Origin of the sequence: Niallia laureatilytica (assembly GCF_046613985.1) — a bacterium.
In the GTDB taxonomy this organism is placed as follows: Bacteria; Bacillota; Bacilli; order Bacillales; family Cytobacillaceae; genus Niallia.
This window is the reverse complement of sequence record NZ_JBKKHP010000011.1, coordinates 148,199-164,436: the sequence shown is the minus strand read 5'-3', so window position 1 is coordinate 164,436 and position 16,238 is coordinate 148,199. Positions and strand designations below refer to the sequence as shown.

The following is a 16,238-nucleotide window of genomic DNA, read 5'->3' as shown; positions in this document are numbered from 1 at the left end:
TCCGTGCCTTCCTTAGTTAACTAGGAAGGTCCTTTTCTTATGTAACAATCACGGCAGTTTAGTGAAAGAAGGTATTCTATTCTCCACATAGAAATAATTATTATCAAACATTCCTGGGAGGGGAAAATGAACCAATTTAGAGGGATCATACTGGAGGGCTACTCAAACGCTGGAAAAACATCTGTACTAAAATCATTAAAGCAACTACAAGCTGTTGATGATTATGCTGAACGAAGTATTGTTGTACTTAGTGAGCATTACTCCCAAATTATTCATAGAGCCAATGGAGAATTAAGAACACTAAACCAGAAAGAACATATTCAACTTCTAAAAGACAGAGTAACGATGTTGAAAAAATTAAGTGATTGGGAAAAGGAACTGGGACAACAACAACGTTCAAAAGGAATCTTTTTTATTTTAGAAAGATTTCACTTAAATCATAGAGTGGCATTTTCCGATTCTGAATTGTACGAAGTTAAACAAATAGAATTGGACTTATTTGAGATGGGGGCAAGGTGTGCGTTACTCACAATTTCTCCTGAGACTGTGGAGAAAAGAATAAAAAGTAGAAACCCTGAAGAATGGGCTGAAAAATCAGCAGAAGAAATTAAAACTGCTTGTGATTTATTAATAAAACAACAACATAAACTTAGGAGACAAGCCAGGCAATCAATCATTCCAACCATTGAAGTTAATACTGATAATAAAGACTGGGATGCTTACGCAAAGAAGATTTACTTCTTCAATTAATGTCTTAAGGGTAAAATTTAGGATGTCATTATTGGGGGAGTCATTCCTTTCTCTTAAGGAACAATCTAGGCAGCATTCCTATAATAAATAAAAACTAGCTTATGGCAGAAACAGGGCAGTTTAGTGTAATAAGAAAAACTACTCTTTTGTAATATAGTCATTAATGTTAAAATATTCCTAAAAATGAGAAAATATAGGTGATTTTACATGAAGTATAGTGTGCATAGAATGACTCAGGAAGATATAAAGCAAGTTCAAGAAGTTGCAAAAAAAAGTTGGAACAGTACATATGAGGGAATTATTCCAATGGAAATTCAAGAACGCTTCCTAGATACAGCTTACAATGATGAAATGATGCTAAGACGTTATAAAAAATCTATCGTTTTGGTTGCCAAACATGATGGAATAGTCCTAGGCTTTGCAAATTTTTCAACAGTAAGCAATGATGGGAAATCTGAGTTGGCAGCAATTTACTTACTACCACAATATCAAAGGAAAGGAATAGGCAGTTCTTTGTTACAAGAGGGTATTTCAATATTAGATGGAGTAAAAGAGGTTTTTATTAACGTAGAAAAAGAGAATAATCTAGGAAGGAAATTCTATGAAGCTAAAGGGTTTACAATAGTTAATGAATTTGATGATAATTTTGATGGTCATATTTTAAAAACCGTAAGAATGACCCTAAAAGTCAGAGCATAAGGACGCTTTGGAAGCGTCTTTTTTAATTGTACTCAAATGGTTATCAATTTTCTGTATCCTTTTGCCAAGAGAAGGTTTTATTACTTCTTCTATGTTATTACTACTGGAACTATAATGGCAGGTTAGCGTAAATAGAAAACATAATAGAATACTTATCAGTCCGCATTTTTAATCAGGCAAAAAAGCAGTATAATAATCTAGGTCCTAATAATTAAAATGCTGGGCCGTAACATTAAACATGATATACAAAATAGAAGGTGTAATAATGGATTTAAATGTTTTAAAAGTTTTTAGGCGCTATCCTGAAGAGGCTATAATTGGCGATGGAATTACTCAGGAAAACCTAGATCAATTAGAAAGAATACTAAATGTTAAGTTACCTAAAAGTTACAAAGAATATCTTTTAACATTTGGTTACGGCGGTATATTTGGACGATATATTTTAGGTTTGGAAGAACCTCCAAAGGAAGGTTCAGTAATTGACTCTACGAGGGAATATCTACAAAAAGGATTACCAAAAGGGTTTGTTGTAATTGAAGACGTACACGAATTTTTATACTGCCTTAATACAAATGAACTAAATGAAAAGTTTGAATGTCCTGTGGTTTCCTTTTTTCCACATAGCAAACCTTCTATCCGTGTAGATTATTCATCCTTTAAGGAATTCTTAGAAGACTTAATTGAAGAAGGTATTGATAACCTATAATAACAATGGGTTTTTTAATAGAAATCTTAAATAATTGTGCCAAAGAATGAATCGTTAAATGGTTACCATTTGTAAGGAGCCATTGTTAAAAAAACCTTATAGTTTTGCATTATTCTTAAAGATCCATAGAGTATAATGTTTACTTTTCTCACTTCAATCATTGCTCCTGCTCTATTATTGAAATTAGGAGTAACTATCGAGAAGTAGAGCATTGTAATTGAAGCAGTATTAAAAAATATACATATAGTTGGTGAAGGTTCTTGAATGATATAATAAATACCTTTCTCCTTAATTATCCAGAGGAATATACTATTGGAAAAGGCATAAAAGAAGAAACCATTCTAAGTTTGGAAAATATGTTGGACGTAACATTACCCAAAAGTTATAAGCAATTTTTAATCAGATATGGTTTTGTTGAAATGTTTGGTAGAACAATTTTTGGATATGAGCCTCCAGATGAGACTACAGTCTTGGGATATACGGAGAAATTCCTAAATCTTGGTTTACCTAAAGGTTTTATTGTAATTGAGGATGTGCATGAATTTATATATTGCCTAAACACTGATGAAATGAACGACAACTTAGAATGTCCAGTGGTTTGCTATTTCCCTTATGGCAACCCATCGTACAATGTTGAATATTCATCTTTCGAAGAATACTTGGTAGATAACATTGAAGAAGGTTTAGAAAACCTATAAAAAAGTGGTGTTCAGGAACAGTCGGGGGCATGTTAATATTATTAATTTAAACGGAAATTTTTATTCATAGAGTAAAGATGGATTTTTACATAGCAATTTTAGGATCGTAAAAGGGATTCTTTTTTTGATTAAAGGGTGAGTTTGTGAATAAGTTCATTTAAACACTTATATCTCTTATAGGGCTATAGAGGAGAAGGAGAAACTTGTGTAGAGAATCTTTTTCGTGTAACAAACCTGGCAGCCTTCCTGTAAGAAATGTGAAAATAGTTTATGGAAGAAACGTGGCAGTTTAGTGGATGAAGGTATAAGGCTACTGCAGAGAAAAATATCTGCGGACTGTTGTTTTAAAGAAGATAGTTATATAATGTACTTACAGGGTTATAATTGTATTTTTTTGTAAAAAGACTAAAATATATAATTGAAGTATTTATAATAAAAAGAGGTATATTATTTAAAATTCTTGTCGCCCTAATATTAATATTAAATGTAATTTTTCTTACAAATATAATTGATAATTTGTTGGTCATTTTAAGTATTTGGGTTGCAAATGGGATTGCTATTTCTTTTCTTCTCTTTGATAAAGATGAAAAAGATCTAAAAGAATCTAAAATATTAGGAGTTAATTAAAAAATCTTACCTTAATTATTAAGTTGCTGATTAAAGGGGTGTTACCTTAGGGTTGAATAAAGGTAACGCCATTTCTCTTTTGATTATCATTAGCAGCATTCCTTTAATAAATGGAAACTAGCTTATGTTAGAAACAGAGCAGCATTGTAAAAGAAGGAATAAAAGAAGGAATATAAAATAGGCACTTACAATGGATTGATTAGTCTGGTACAATTGTTATGCTACTTTTTACCAACTGTTTTATTGTAATAGCTTTAATTCATGGAGAGTGAAGTAATGAAAAGGTTTTTAACTGCAACACTATCTGTTGTTTTATTTGCAATATTATATTCTTGTGTTTTCTATGTACCCGATTTTGGTTTCTTTTGGTCCATTTTATTTGCTTCTATTTTTGCAGGACCTATTTATTACCTTATAGGAATACCGATATCACTTCTTATTGATATTGGCATGGAAAACATAGTAATAGAATCAAAAAAGGCAAAATATTTTCTCGTTTTGGGAATGTATTCAATAGCTGGTATTTTTGCTGGTGTTATATTTTTCATTATTTGGACTCAGTCTTTTCTTATAAAGGATGCCATTATATTTTCAATAATTGGAATCATTGCATCAAATATTTATTTTCATTTATCATTGTTGTTATCTAAAGTAAGATTAAAACCTATAGAACATTTATAATGGAGGCAGCTACAATTATGTGGCTGTTTTACGTAATTAGGGGAGCATACCTTTATAAATCCCCTATGGACTAACCAAGTTTGTTAAGAATTACACTTAAATAAACGGGGGCATTTCTTCTATATGTTTTATTAATTAAGTATAGTTTATAAATTACTAGTAAATACTGATTGATAAAAAGATAGGAAAGATGAATATGATTTTATCTGAAGCTTGGCAATTATATAAAGCAGATAAACAAATTCAAGGATACTCTTCCCAGACATTGAAAGCTTATAAGATTCAATCTGCCTTGTTCATAAATCACTTAGGTAATGTTGAGATAGAAGAAATTACAACGGAAACTATCAAACTGTATCTCGGAGAAGTTGGGAGTGATTTAAAAGCATCTAGTTTATGTCATCGTATTCGTTTTATTAAGTCGTTATTCAGATGGGCGCAAGAAGAAAAATATATTACTTTTAATCCAAGTACGGCAATAAAAGAACCTAAATTAGAGAGTAAAATTCCAAAGTTTTTAACGGAGGAAGAAATAGAGCTATTAAGAGAAGCATGCCTCAGTCCCTTTGAAAAAGCGTTATTTGAATTTATGTATTCTACTGGTTGCAGAATAGGAGAAATAGTAAACTTAGATCGAAGTTCTATCAACTTCTCCGAGCAATCCGTTATTGTATTTGGTAAAGGGAAAAAGGAAAGAGAAGTTTATTTTAATACTCGATGTAGTATTTGGCTAAAAAGATATATAGAAAACCGAACAGATAGTGAAAAAGCTCTATTTGTAACGGTCCGAGCTCCACATCGAATGAGCATTGCACAGATGAGATATGTCATTAAGCAGATATCCAGAAGAGCTAATATTAATAAGTGTATACATCCACATCAGTTAAGACATAGTTACGCAACCACTTTAATTAATAATGGAGCACCATTAGAAGTTATTCAAAATTTAATGGGCCATGAAAAAAGTGAAACTACTAGGATATATGCTTATTTAAGTGGTCAATTAAGACGTGAACTTTATAATAAGTATTTCTAAAAGAACTGTAGGGAATTTACAGTTCTTTTTTTACGTTGTGAGAAATAATTGAATAAAAAATGGAATACAAGTAACTTTTTACAAAAAATAGAGTCTAACATACTAAAGGAGGGCAATAGTTTGAAAATGAAGGATTGAGAGAAGGATTTCAAGAAGCTTTAGGAAATATAAAAATGTCAGTATGAGCTTAGGTAAAACTCATGAAATGAGGAAGTTTATGAGAAAAAAACACATTATTCCTGTATGTTTAGTATTAATTATCATAGTTATTTTTGTTGTAGCAGTTATTATTCAATCAGAAAGTGATAGTCGCTATTTATTAACGGAAAATCAGAAACAGGCTATTAAGAAAGCAAAAATGGCAAATGAAGATTTATCTGACGCAGATATTGATAGTTTTACAATTGGTCAGGGGAAATATTTACTTGATCAATATTTTAAAGAACATAATTTAAATTATCGAATAGGCACAAAAGAATATATCGATTTCTTAGCTAGCATTATGGAAAATAGTGAAACGTATAAAGATCCTGAATTCACCATAATCGATGCTTATGGGAGCGTGTACGTGACAAAAAATCAAGAAAAGGAACCACTATTTTTTCGATTCCATCTAGATTCAGTAACCCTAGACAAAACTATTAAGGAAATTCGAGTTGAAAATACAAAATAACAATTAATAAAAAAGAAAACAGAAATGCTGCCCTTTAGTGCTATCAAGTAGATGTAACCTACATAAAAGATGGTGAAACACATGCAGATACGATTGATTTGAAATAATAAAGTGAGAAAGGGTTCTTACTTTTTTTTGTTTTTTCAGGGAAAGGAGAGACTGGGATGAAAAAGAAAAAGTATAAATGGATTACAATTTTCCTGCTTGTTCTTCTTGTGGGGAGTATATATTTTTATGTCAACAGTATTAGAATTTCTGGAGTATCTAAAAATGGTATGTGGAAGGTAGTATATAAAAAATCCCTAGATGAAGCCGAACAAGGCGAGTGGTATGGAAGCATTAAGCAACTAGATAAACAAAAGATAAAAGTTAAGGGAATAAAATGGTTAGAAAACGGAAAAACAATAGCAGATTTCACAGAATTTAATGAAGGTAGAGATGAAGCAGGAGCTGAAACTAGACTAAATCCGTTTTATGTGGAAGATTTGTATGGAAGTAATCCTCCGAAAAAGGGTTATACTTATAAGATATCCGTTATATGGGAAAAGGACGGTAAAATGCACGAAGACAACTTTGAAATTAATTAAATAGTATAAGGAAATTGTTTTACATATCATACTTTTTCTTGTATAACTCAAACGTAATAGGGTACTCCAAATAAAGATAATAACATACCAAGTTCGTTAAGATTGGATTGGATTGTTATCTGACACGATTAATTGGAGGCCTTCCGTTTATGCAATAATAGGGGAGCGTTCCTATAATAAATGAAAAGCTTGCTTATGGTAGAAACAGGGCAGGATAGTGGAAGAAGGATTTTATTAATGAATTGTAGAAGGTAATTCATACATCAATAAAATTCTTATTCTAGGAGGCTTGTATGGAGTTTTATAAATTTGATAAGGACAATGGTATAAATGTTTCAAAGTTCAACTCTAATTTTATTATGTCTCGTATTATTCAAACTGACCAGGAAACAAATATTGGTTGTATGCATTTGGAAAGGAACGGTATTGTAGGTTACCACCAAGCGGTAGTTCCTCAGCTTCTTTTAATACTGAACGGAGAAGGCTATGTAAGGAATGAAACATCTGAATATTATAAAGTGGTATCTGGAGATGCTGTATTCTGGGAAAAAGATGAGTGGCATGAAACAAAAAGCAGAGAAGGTCTAACTGTTATTGTAATTGAAAGTAAGAAATTGGAACCTTCCTTATTTATGCAGTTGGAAAATAAATTGGTTAAGGACTAAGGGAGATTTCCATTTACTAAGGAAATCTCCCTTTCTGTCACTATCAGGGCAGGTTTGTTGAAGAAGAATTAAAATTAAAATAGCCATATACTTACTGAATTTTAAAATAGGTAATTAATCAAGAACGGAGTGTTCCATAAATGATTATTATTTATAACTAGTTAGTATTCTGTTTAAATAGCTTAGCTTTAGGCATAACTTAGCTAACATTAATAGTAGGAAGTGAACATAATGTCGGTTTTTATTCAAAATAGCGATATAAGCATTATTAACTCAATTAAGTTTAAAAAGAGGAATCTCACAGTTTTAAGTCTTGGAGTAAATTTTAGAGATCTTGAAGGTTTTTCAAATAATTTTATAAAAAATACTTTTGAGTTTCCTTTATTCTTTGTATTATCAACTGAGTTAATGGATGATGAAGATATAGAAAAGGTGAAGGAATTACATATTGATTATGTATGTAATAAAAAAAATGAATGGATGATTCTTAAAGTAGAGTCTGCTGCTCAATTAAAACTAACAACGAGATATTGTGAGGGGTTTGCTTCTAATGGTTTCCGTTCGTTTATGATAAAAGGTGAGAGTTTACTATTGGGTGAGTTATGTCCAAGTGTGAATTGGAATCATCCAATAGAATTCCCTGATCTTAATTGGGACAAGGTAATAACCTTAATTGATATAGATGAAGTTGGGTTAACGGTATTCACTGATGATAATAGAATCAATAGTACATTAAAATTGTTAAATTATATTCCTAAAGAGTATGAAATTGATTTGAAGAATTGTGATATTTAATTTAAAAGTTCATAAGCTAACAGGTCTTTCCTTAAATAATGGAAGGTTCTTTTTTATACAACAATCTGGTCAGAATCCTTATAATAACTTAAGCATTAACCAGTGCAGTTTATGTGCTTCTGGTACTATCGTGGCAGGTTAGTTTAAGTGAAAATATTCACATAATTCCAGAAGTTGTAAATTCTTCTTTACGAATACATCAAGATTGTTTTAGCCCAGGATGCATCAAATATACTCCTGAGTTACTCCATGATATGGTAAGATTAAATGTCCTACATATTTATTCGAAAACTATAAAGGTTATCTTCATAAAAAATATGGTTAAAGCTGTTAAGGTATCCGTGGTCAGTAAGATAAAACTTATACTATAGTGAAAGTAAAGTATTTAAAAAATTGAAGGGACTTACTGTAGAAGGCGAAGTTAGTTCAGAACGTGGAATGGAGTGTTTTATATAAAAAATTGAATAACTACATATTTTTTTATGCAGTATATTACTGAAGGTTATGCTCCTTCTCGCTGAATGCTTTACCCTCCGGGGTAGGGCATCTTTTTGTGTACAGTGATATTTAGAATAGCATGTAATGTAAGTGAATTCTCTTATTGATAATTACTTTTATACTCTACAGATGAGGTAGATAAAATTCCTCTATATTAGAAAGGTTTGTTTGGGTAATTTTTCAAAAAAAAAACCCAAACATAGATTAGATTTTATGGGAGACTAATCCTTTTATAATTATAAAAATTTAAGTTTGGAATGTAAATATTGTAAATGATTCCAAAAATAAAATTATGCTAAAGGGGAACAAAAATGAAGAAACAGGGCAAAGAAAATGAATCATTATTGTTGTACATATTTTTTAAGCATGTTATGTTAAAAAATACAAAATGAAACTAATAGCATAGTATAGAATTTTCCTTGGGAAGGAGCATAGTTTTGGAACATACTCAACAAGAACAAGATATGTATACAAATGAATTCCTTAGAGAAGTAATTAATCGTGTTTCTACAGGGATAGTCATTACTGATCCAAATCAGGTAGATAATCCAATAGTTTATGTAAATCAAGGGTTTGAAGAATTAACTGGTTATTACTCAAACGACATTGTAGGTAAAAACTGCAGATTTTTACAGGGATATGAGACTGAACAGTCTGAAGTTGCTAAGTTACGTAGCGCTATCTTTAAAAAAGAATCTATTGTGGTTACGTTAAGAAATTTTAAAAAAAACGGGGAAATGTTTTGGAATGAGCTGGCTTTACACCCTATATATGTTGGGGAAAGTAAGAGTTTATACTTTGTAGGATTGCAAAAGGACATAACTTCTCAAAAGACACAAGAAGAAGTAATTAAGCAATACATAAGAGAAATAAACGATCTGTCTACACCAATTATTTCAGTACAAGAAAATGTGTCTATCTTACCGATTGTTGGAAATTTAACAGAATTAAGATTTCATCGATTGGTAAACCAAATTGCTAGCTATGTTTCTAAAGAGAAAGAAGAATACTTTATTATTGACCTGCAAGGGTTAAAAAATTACGATGAAGCAGTTAACAATGGTTTAAATACAATCAACCAAATTCTAATATTAATGGGAGCAAAGTTAGTAGTAAGTGGTATTAAGACCGAAATGGCTAGGGATATAAAGCGATTTAGTAATGAAAATAGATTAAATACATTTAATAATTGTGAAAGAGCATTAGAAGCTATCTCACTAAATAAAATAGAAAGTTATTAACTTACGATGTAAATTATGTTATATATTGAATAAATTGATATTATAATATACGAGCTATATATGTATCGTTTTGTCCAGACATAATCACTAAGACCTCCATTTTTGGTGGTCTTTATTTAGATTAATAAGGGATTTAAGTAAAAAGATTATTCAAGTTAAGCAATGTATAATAAGGATATTATAATTAGCGTTGAAGTCTCACCTTGAATTTATAAAAGAAGAAATAGAGAATAAGTTAGAAGCAGAAAAGACTTTTCCTCATTACATGGTATCATTTAGGAATACTAAAAATCGAGACATAATCAACCAATGTTACAGTACAAGGAGTTCTATTTTAGATGAAAAAAGATTTAAATGAATATCAATTTTACGAAAATTTCAATGAGCTCGCTCTGGACATTCTTACCTTAGCAAAAAATATAATACCGGAGGGCTATTTCTTTTTAAGTGCTTTTACGGATAAAGAGCAGCACATCTTAAAAGTTGCTAAAAATAAAGAGAATATACATATTAATGAAGGATCACATATTCCACTCCATTCCGCAGTTTGTACTAGGATTAACTTCTCCAAAGGGAAAGCTCTGGTTTATGCGGATATTAGCAATGAAGAGAGCTTAATTGATTTAAAAAGAACTTACCAGTCGACCAATGTAAATGCTTATTTAGGAGTACCAGTAATACTAAGAAATGGAGAAGTCTTTGGAACGCTATGCGCGGTTCAAGAGAGAGCTACGACGTTTAATGATAATAGCATCCAGTTAATAGAAAAATTAGCAAAAATGTTCTCATACTATTTAGAGTTAGAGAGTAAGGCGTGTAGAGATCATTTAACTGGTTGTTATAACAGATACTCATTAGAAAGGTTTTTTCAACAACATACAAGAGAAGAAGGAATAATTCTCTTTTTAGATTTAGATGGTTTTAAGCAAATTAACGATAAATTAGGACATGAAACAGGAGATTTTGTCTTAAAAGAAGTTTCTCTAAGAATAGAAGAAATAATTCGTAAGAGTACGTTAAGTGGAGCTGTTTTTCGTTTAGGTGGAGATGAGTTTGTTGTTAATCTCATTGGGCGTGTTGGTAAAGAGATGATAGATGATATAGCAACTACTCTTATTCTTAGTTTATCATCTTGGGATTTTCATACGAATGATTTCTCTTTATCCTCAAGTATTGGTATAGTTTCTTATACAAAAGAGGAACAGTCACTGACTGAGTTACTAAAAAAAGCAGATAATGCTTTGTATCGAGCAAAATCGAGTGGGAAAAATACCTATCAATATTTTTAAGTTTTTCAGCATAAAGTTTCAATCAATTTAATATGTTACCTATATGTAATAATTAAATTAATACGACTTGCTCAAAAAAGACCCTTTATGAGGGGCTTTTTTTGTGGATAAAAAAGGATATTTAAGACACATAGGTATTAGCATCTTTGGACGTGTAGAAACTAATGCTCCAATGATATTAAAAGAGATTATGACTAAAGACTAAGGGCTAAGGACCAGCAGCTTGTTTATAATATTTTGGTATCTCATGACTGGAATAGAAATACATACTTCCGAAAAATAAAAGAGATGAAATCTAGTGTCTTTGTCGGTATTTGTTGAATTAGAATGATTGTTAATTGCTTTTCTTTCCTTGATAATTAAAAGTAAAAATAAGGATGTGTTCTTATGAATATAGATTTTGTTTCAGAAATGGCTATGTTAAGTAAATTAGATTCGAGTATAAGAATGGAATTATTAACAACCATCAAAAAAATCCAAAATAACCCGAGAGATATTGTTCTGAAAGAAGTTTTAATTCACTTGAATCAAGAACTGAAAGAGATTAATGATTCTCAAAAAGAACATTGGTATGCCTACAAGAAAATGATAGAAGAAAAAAGTGCAAATTATTGAAAAGTTTTTTTATGATAATTTAGTTTAAAAGTAAGAACTTTCCATAAAAAATATACTTATGTATAAATCAAGAAAGGTTAGCGAAAGAAGGATTAAGTAAAACCATCAATGCTAATTATTGATGGCTTTACTTATATTTTTCTTCCTCCACTTTATTCATCAACTTCATAAACCATCCCATAATTTCATGAAGTACAGTCAAATTCAATGAATATTTGACATACTTTCCTTCTTTACTGGATTCAATTAACCCACTGCTTTTTAAAATAGAGAGATGATGAGATATACTTGGCTGCGATATGTTAAAATACCCCGTAATTTCATTTACAGTCATATCTCGTTCCTTCAGAAGTTCTAGAATTTTTCTTCTAGTAGTATCTGAAAGTGCTTTATAAGCATCCATCACATTGTCCAGCTCCCTTCACAATAACAAATAGTTATTTAACTATATGTTATTGTGAATACAATTAAAAGTAAATGTGGCAAAAAATAAATAGAAATTGCAATAAGGACAATTCTTGAGAATTTTTACTTGAATACGAGAGTTATGTCTAATCATTAATAGTCATAACTTAAGGATTACTGCACTATGTTATGATACATATATGGAAGCATTCCTGATAAACGAAGAAATAGCTTATGGAAGAAACGTGGCAGTTTTGTTTAAGTACATTTATTCACAAAATATAATAAAATGTAGTTTTAACTTAAATATGACAATTAACGTATCAATAATGGTATCTTTTTATGTCTTTCCGGTGGAAATAAGAATTACCAAGACTATATTAAAAATAAAATTTATATAAATGAAAGACCTTTAGAAAATATATAAATTCTCATTATATTTAGAGATCGAAAGTTAATAAAAACAACTATCGATCTCCATTTTATTCCATTAAATATCTATATAAACGTGACTTACTTATACCAGTTTCTTTAGTTATTTCTGAAATTGTAAATTTATTGCTATGGTACATGTTTATAGCACGTTCTACCATATACGATGGTTTTCTTGGTCTACCTGTTAATGTCCCTTTTGCTTTGGCTTCCATTATTCCCTTTTTAGTATGTTCACTGATTATATCACTTTGAAGAAAGACTACACTTTATAACATGATTTTTTCCCTCCCGAAAAAAACGATTACATTAAAACTAACATAAATTCTCTTTTAAAAAAAAGACCAAAAGGGTTCCATTTTGGTCTTTTTGGTGTTAGACTGTTTTCGAGATATTGATAATAGCTTTTTATCTAATTTATATAAAAAAATTTGAATTGGAGGTTTAAATTAGTGGAAAAGATTAAAAAAGAATGGTTTTCAAATGTAAAAGGAGATATTTTAGCAGGAATTGTTGTTGCCTTAGCTTTAATTCCAGAAGCAATTGCATTTTCCATTATTGCTGGAGTAGACCCTATGGTAGGTCTATATGCTTCATTCTGTATAGCTGTCATTATTGCCTTTGTTGGAGGAAGACCAGGGATGATTTCAGCAGCTACAGGTGCAATGGCCCTATTGATGGTTCCATTAGTAAAAGAACATGGTTTAAATTATCTGTTGGCAGCTACCATCCTAACAGGTATTATTCAAGTTTTGTTTGGAGTATTTAAAATTGCAAAATTAATGAAGTTCATTCCAAGAGCTGTAATGATAGGATTTGTAAATTCCTTAGCAATTTTAATATTTTTAGCTCAGGTGCCTCACTTTATTGGTATTTCATCAATGACCTATATCTTTGTAGGTATTACTTTAGTAATTGTGTATGTTTTACCTAGATTTATAAAATCTATTCCTGCACCGTTAATAGCTATTGTAGTTCTTACATCAGTTGCTATCTATTCTAATTTTGATTTAAGGACTGTCGGGGATTTAGGGGCTATAACACAATCTCTACCAGCGTTTTTAATTCCTAATGTTCCATTTAATTTTGAAACGTTACAAATAATATTTCCTTACTCCATTGCCTTGGCAATTGTAGGTTTATTAGAATCCTTGTTAACATCTTCCATTGTAGATGATATGACAGATACAGAAAGCAATAAGAACCGAGAAGCAAGAGGGCAAGGAATTGCAAATGTTGTTACTGGTTTCTTTGGTGGTATGGCTGGTTGCGCTATGATTGGTCAATCTGTTATAAACGTTAAGTCAGGTGGAAGAGGGCGACTATCCACATTAATAGCTGGTTTATTTTTAATGTTTTTAATTATTGTTCTTGGTGGTGTAGTTGTTCAAATTCCTATGGCTGTACTAGTGGGGATTATGATAATGGTCTCGATTGGAACTTTTGATTGGAATTCTTTTTCATACTTAAAGAACGCACCTAAAACCGATGCAATTGTTATGTTAGTTACTGTTGTCATTGTTGTAGCGACACATGACCTTTCCATTGGAGTTATAGCCGGTGTAATTCTAAGTGCTATATTCTTTGTGGCAAAAATTTCAACAATAAAGTTAACGAAACAAGAAACAATGCAAAATATTACTTTTTTTGTGGAAGGACAACTATTCTTTGCATCTGTGGAAGGATTTTTAGATGGATTTGATGTTAGTGTTCAACATAAGAATATAATAATTGACTTCTCAAATGCACATATATGGGACGATTCAGCAGTTGGAGCTATCGATAAAGTTGTAATTAAATACCGTGAAAATAATAATAATGTCTCTATTAAGAATTTAAATGCGGCGAGTAAAAAAATCGTAGATAAACTAGCTGTTTTTAATAACCCTAATGGAAAACTATCAGCCCATTAATATTATAATACGAGGTGACTGAACATGTATAACCATATTTTATTAGCAGTTGATGGATCAGAACATTCTAGAAGAGCAGCAAAAGAAGCAGTTAAGATAGCATCTGTTAGTAAGGAAAGCACGGTAAAGATTGTTTATGTAGTTGATTTTTCAAAAGCTAGAACAGAAGTCCTTCATGCTCACAATAGTGAGGAATTAGAGGTAGCAAGAAAAAAAAGATTAATACCTATTGAGGAAATTTTAGAGTCTAACAAAATAAAATTCTCGATACAATTATTACATGGAGAACCAGGTCCAACTATTGTGGAGTATGCTAATAAAGGAAGTTATGACATCGTGATAATTGGCAGTAGAGGTTTAAACTCACTTCAAGAAATGGTGCTGGGAAGTGTAAGCCATAAGGTTGTAAAAAGGGTAGTATGTCCAGTGTTAATTGTAAAATAAGTTATTAAAAGTTCCGACTGCATATTTGCAGTCGTTTTTTTATAACTAGCGAAGTTTGTGAATAAATACACTTAAACGGGATTTTCTAAAATAGTGGAGAAATTATTAGTATTAAATCACTTTTTAGGAGGAATTTATGAACAATAACAAGTCATTAAAGTTATTTGTGGAAATCTCAAAGAATAGAATGTTTCACCACTACTTACCAAAATTAATCTATGCCATTCAAGAACTTAATTCAGAACAAATATGGAATAAAGAGGTAGGAAACTTGAATTCAACCGGTGGAATAGTTCTTCATATATGTGAACATATAAATAGGAATACTATAAGATTTTCAAATATAGATCATCTTGGATTTAATAAAGGAATTGAGGATTATTTTCCAGATACCAACGTTTCTAAAGAGGAATTAATTATACATATAAAAGATACATTCAATGAATTTAATAATGCAATGAATCAATTAATTAATAATTTACCTAAGAATATAGATATGCACAGTCTTTATCATTTAATTGAACATACTGGTTATCACTTAGGTCAAATTGTTGACCGATCCAAAAGGTTGAGCAATAAAACATTTAACTTTTGTCAAAACGGATTAAATGAAAGGGCACTAAAAGAAAGTATAGAGGAATAAAGAGTATATTAAGGCATCACTTTAATGCAAGTTGCCTTTTTTTTGTGACTATAATGGCAGTTTATTGTAAGTGAAAATATTCACAATTTTAGTTCGTTGTTTTATAAAGAGGTAGTGCAATAAGTATTACGCAACAAGGTATCTATCTCCTTTATTTCTGGTAAAATTAGAGTAAATTGTAAGCTCAATAGGAGGCGTAAAGTGAAAGAGAATGAATTTTATGCTTATCACATTGTTACTAATCAAAAAATGAGTCTTGGACAAAAAATTAACTTTGACAAGAACCAAAAAAACACGTTATACCGCTTTTTTTTTGAAAAGGAACAATTAAATTCTAAAGGTGAAGACTTTATGCAGATTTTATATGATCATTTTAATAGTGATGAATTGAACCTAAAGGGAGAAAATGCCGAGGTAGTTGTAGATTATGCAGGTCAAACAATTAGAGCTATCCGAGAAGTGATAACAGAAATGGTTAGATTACAAGAATACCCTGAATATCCTTCTAGATTGTCTTGCTTATACGCAACGAAAAGTTATGAAGAAGTTCTGAAATGGAAAGAGTTATTTATTTCTTTCAATAGGACGATTTTGCAGATTGTTAAACTACGAGTTGCTGGAAATTATTTCGAAGGTGATGGAGACCTTTTACCAGGTGCAGATGGAGTTTCTTTCGCTCGCAAAATAGAACAAGCAAGAGATTATTGGAGAGGTAATGTGAAAACCGACCTTCCTGAGCTTTTGATCAACGGAAAAATCGAAGTAGTAGAAATTATTGAGGATTTTACAGTTTAAAAACTTAAAGTAATAAGATTAGTTACTTTAAATATGGGGCTGTTTC

General features: G+C 30.7%; 19 protein-coding genes and 1 pseudogene. 18 read left to right on the top strand and 2 right to left on the bottom strand.

Annotated elements, in window-relative coordinates; genetic code table 11:
• The first annotated feature begins 126 nt into the window (after window positions 1–126).
• From ACLIJJ_RS21960 to ACLIJJ_RS21895, 14 genes are all read left to right on the top strand, one after another.
• Window positions 127–750 carry a hypothetical protein gene (locus ACLIJJ_RS21960; RefSeq protein ID WP_233317907.1) on the top strand — a complete coding sequence of 208 codons (624 nt, stop codon included), beginning with the start codon at window positions 127–129 and terminating at the stop codon, window positions 748–750.
• Between the two features lie 207 nt (window positions 751–957).
• The gene (locus ACLIJJ_RS21955; RefSeq protein WP_233317905.1) at window positions 958–1,449 is read left to right on the top strand and encodes a GNAT family N-acetyltransferase; all 492 of its coding nucleotides are present in this window, start codon (window positions 958–960) and stop codon (window positions 1,447–1,449) included.
• A gap of 265 nt (window positions 1,450–1,714) precedes the next feature.
• A complete protein-coding gene (locus ACLIJJ_RS21950; protein ID WP_233317903.1) occupies window positions 1,715–2,155 on the top strand; it encodes an SMI1/KNR4 family protein in 441 nt (146 codons plus the stop codon).
• Between the two features lie 260 nt (window positions 2,156–2,415).
• A complete protein-coding gene (locus ACLIJJ_RS21945) occupies window positions 2,416–2,853 on the top strand; it encodes an SMI1/KNR4 family protein (RefSeq protein WP_233317901.1) in 438 nt (145 codons plus the stop codon).
• Window positions 2,854–3,237: 384 nt separating this feature from the next.
• A complete protein-coding gene (locus ACLIJJ_RS21940; RefSeq protein ID WP_237943579.1) occupies window positions 3,238–3,480 on the top strand; it encodes a hypothetical protein in 243 nt (80 codons plus the stop codon).
• Window positions 3,481–3,756: 276 nt separating this feature from the next.
• Entirely contained in the window at window positions 3,757–4,161 is a 405-nt protein-coding gene (locus ACLIJJ_RS21935; RefSeq protein WP_233317899.1) for a hypothetical protein, read from the top strand.
• A 196-nt stretch (window positions 4,162–4,357) separates the two neighbouring features.
• Complete coding sequence (locus tag ACLIJJ_RS21930; RefSeq protein ID WP_237943581.1) at window positions 4,358–5,197, top strand: tyrosine-type recombinase/integrase; 840 nt, start codon at window positions 4,358–4,360, stop codon at window positions 5,195–5,197.
• A 217-nt stretch (window positions 5,198–5,414) separates the two neighbouring features.
• Window positions 5,415–5,870 (top strand): hypothetical protein, encoded by a 456-nt coding sequence (locus tag ACLIJJ_RS21925; protein WP_233319557.1) that lies wholly within the window; start codon window positions 5,415–5,417, stop codon window positions 5,868–5,870.
• A gap of 164 nt (window positions 5,871–6,034) precedes the next feature.
• Entirely contained in the window at window positions 6,035–6,457 is a 423-nt protein-coding gene (locus tag ACLIJJ_RS21920; protein ID WP_237943585.1) for a hypothetical protein, read from the top strand.
• A gap of 293 nt (window positions 6,458–6,750) precedes the next feature.
• Window positions 6,751–7,122, top strand: coding sequence for a cupin (locus ACLIJJ_RS21915; RefSeq protein WP_233319559.1), 372 nt, complete (start codon window positions 6,751–6,753; stop codon window positions 7,120–7,122).
• A 231-nt stretch (window positions 7,123–7,353) separates the two neighbouring features.
• A complete protein-coding gene (locus tag ACLIJJ_RS21910; RefSeq protein ID WP_233317287.1) occupies window positions 7,354–7,917 on the top strand; it encodes a hypothetical protein in 564 nt (187 codons plus the stop codon).
• Window positions 7,918–8,852: 935 nt separating this feature from the next.
• A complete protein-coding gene (gene ytvA / locus ACLIJJ_RS21905; RefSeq protein ID WP_411411676.1) occupies window positions 8,853–9,656 on the top strand; it encodes a YtvA family blue-light photoreceptor in 804 nt (267 codons plus the stop codon).
• A 338-nt stretch (window positions 9,657–9,994) separates the two neighbouring features.
• Window positions 9,995–10,945: a sensor domain-containing diguanylate cyclase gene (locus tag ACLIJJ_RS21900; RefSeq protein ID WP_411411675.1), complete on the top strand. Its 951-nt coding sequence runs from the start codon at window positions 9,995–9,997 to the stop codon at window positions 10,943–10,945.
• A 387-nt stretch (window positions 10,946–11,332) separates the two neighbouring features.
• Window positions 11,333–11,560 carry a hypothetical protein gene (locus ACLIJJ_RS21895; protein WP_411411674.1) on the top strand — a complete coding sequence of 76 codons (228 nt, stop codon included), beginning with the start codon at window positions 11,333–11,335 and terminating at the stop codon, window positions 11,558–11,560.
• Between the two features lie 127 nt (window positions 11,561–11,687).
• On the opposite strand, the gene ACLIJJ_RS21890 is transcribed toward ACLIJJ_RS21895, so the two are convergent.
• Complete coding sequence (locus tag ACLIJJ_RS21890; RefSeq protein WP_411411678.1) at window positions 11,688–11,963, bottom strand: autorepressor SdpR family transcription factor; 276 nt, start codon at window positions 11,961–11,963, stop codon at window positions 11,688–11,690.
• Window positions 11,964–12,447: 484 nt separating this feature from the next.
• A pseudogene (locus tag ACLIJJ_RS21885) lies at window positions 12,448–12,651 on the bottom strand (helix-turn-helix domain-containing protein); the annotation flags it as partial.
• 198 nt (window positions 12,652–12,849) lie between these two features.
• Here ACLIJJ_RS21885 and ACLIJJ_RS21880 point away from each other — a divergent pair.
• From ACLIJJ_RS21880 to ACLIJJ_RS21865, 4 genes are all read left to right on the top strand, one after another.
• Window positions 12,850–14,310, top strand: a complete 1,461-nt coding sequence (locus tag ACLIJJ_RS21880) for a SulP family inorganic anion transporter (RefSeq protein WP_411411673.1) — start codon at window positions 12,850–12,852, stop codon at window positions 14,308–14,310.
• 24 nt (window positions 14,311–14,334) lie between these two features.
• Window positions 14,335–14,754, top strand: coding sequence for a universal stress protein (locus tag ACLIJJ_RS21875; protein WP_411411672.1), 420 nt, complete (start codon window positions 14,335–14,337; stop codon window positions 14,752–14,754).
• Between the two features lie 136 nt (window positions 14,755–14,890).
• Complete coding sequence (locus ACLIJJ_RS21870; RefSeq protein WP_411411671.1) at window positions 14,891–15,397, top strand: hypothetical protein; 507 nt, start codon at window positions 14,891–14,893, stop codon at window positions 15,395–15,397.
• Window positions 15,398–15,598: 201 nt separating this feature from the next.
• The gene (locus ACLIJJ_RS21865) at window positions 15,599–16,192 is read left to right on the top strand and encodes a DUF2441 domain-containing protein (protein WP_411411670.1); all 594 of its coding nucleotides are present in this window, start codon (window positions 15,599–15,601) and stop codon (window positions 16,190–16,192) included.
• Window positions 16,193–16,238: the final 46 nt, after the last annotated feature.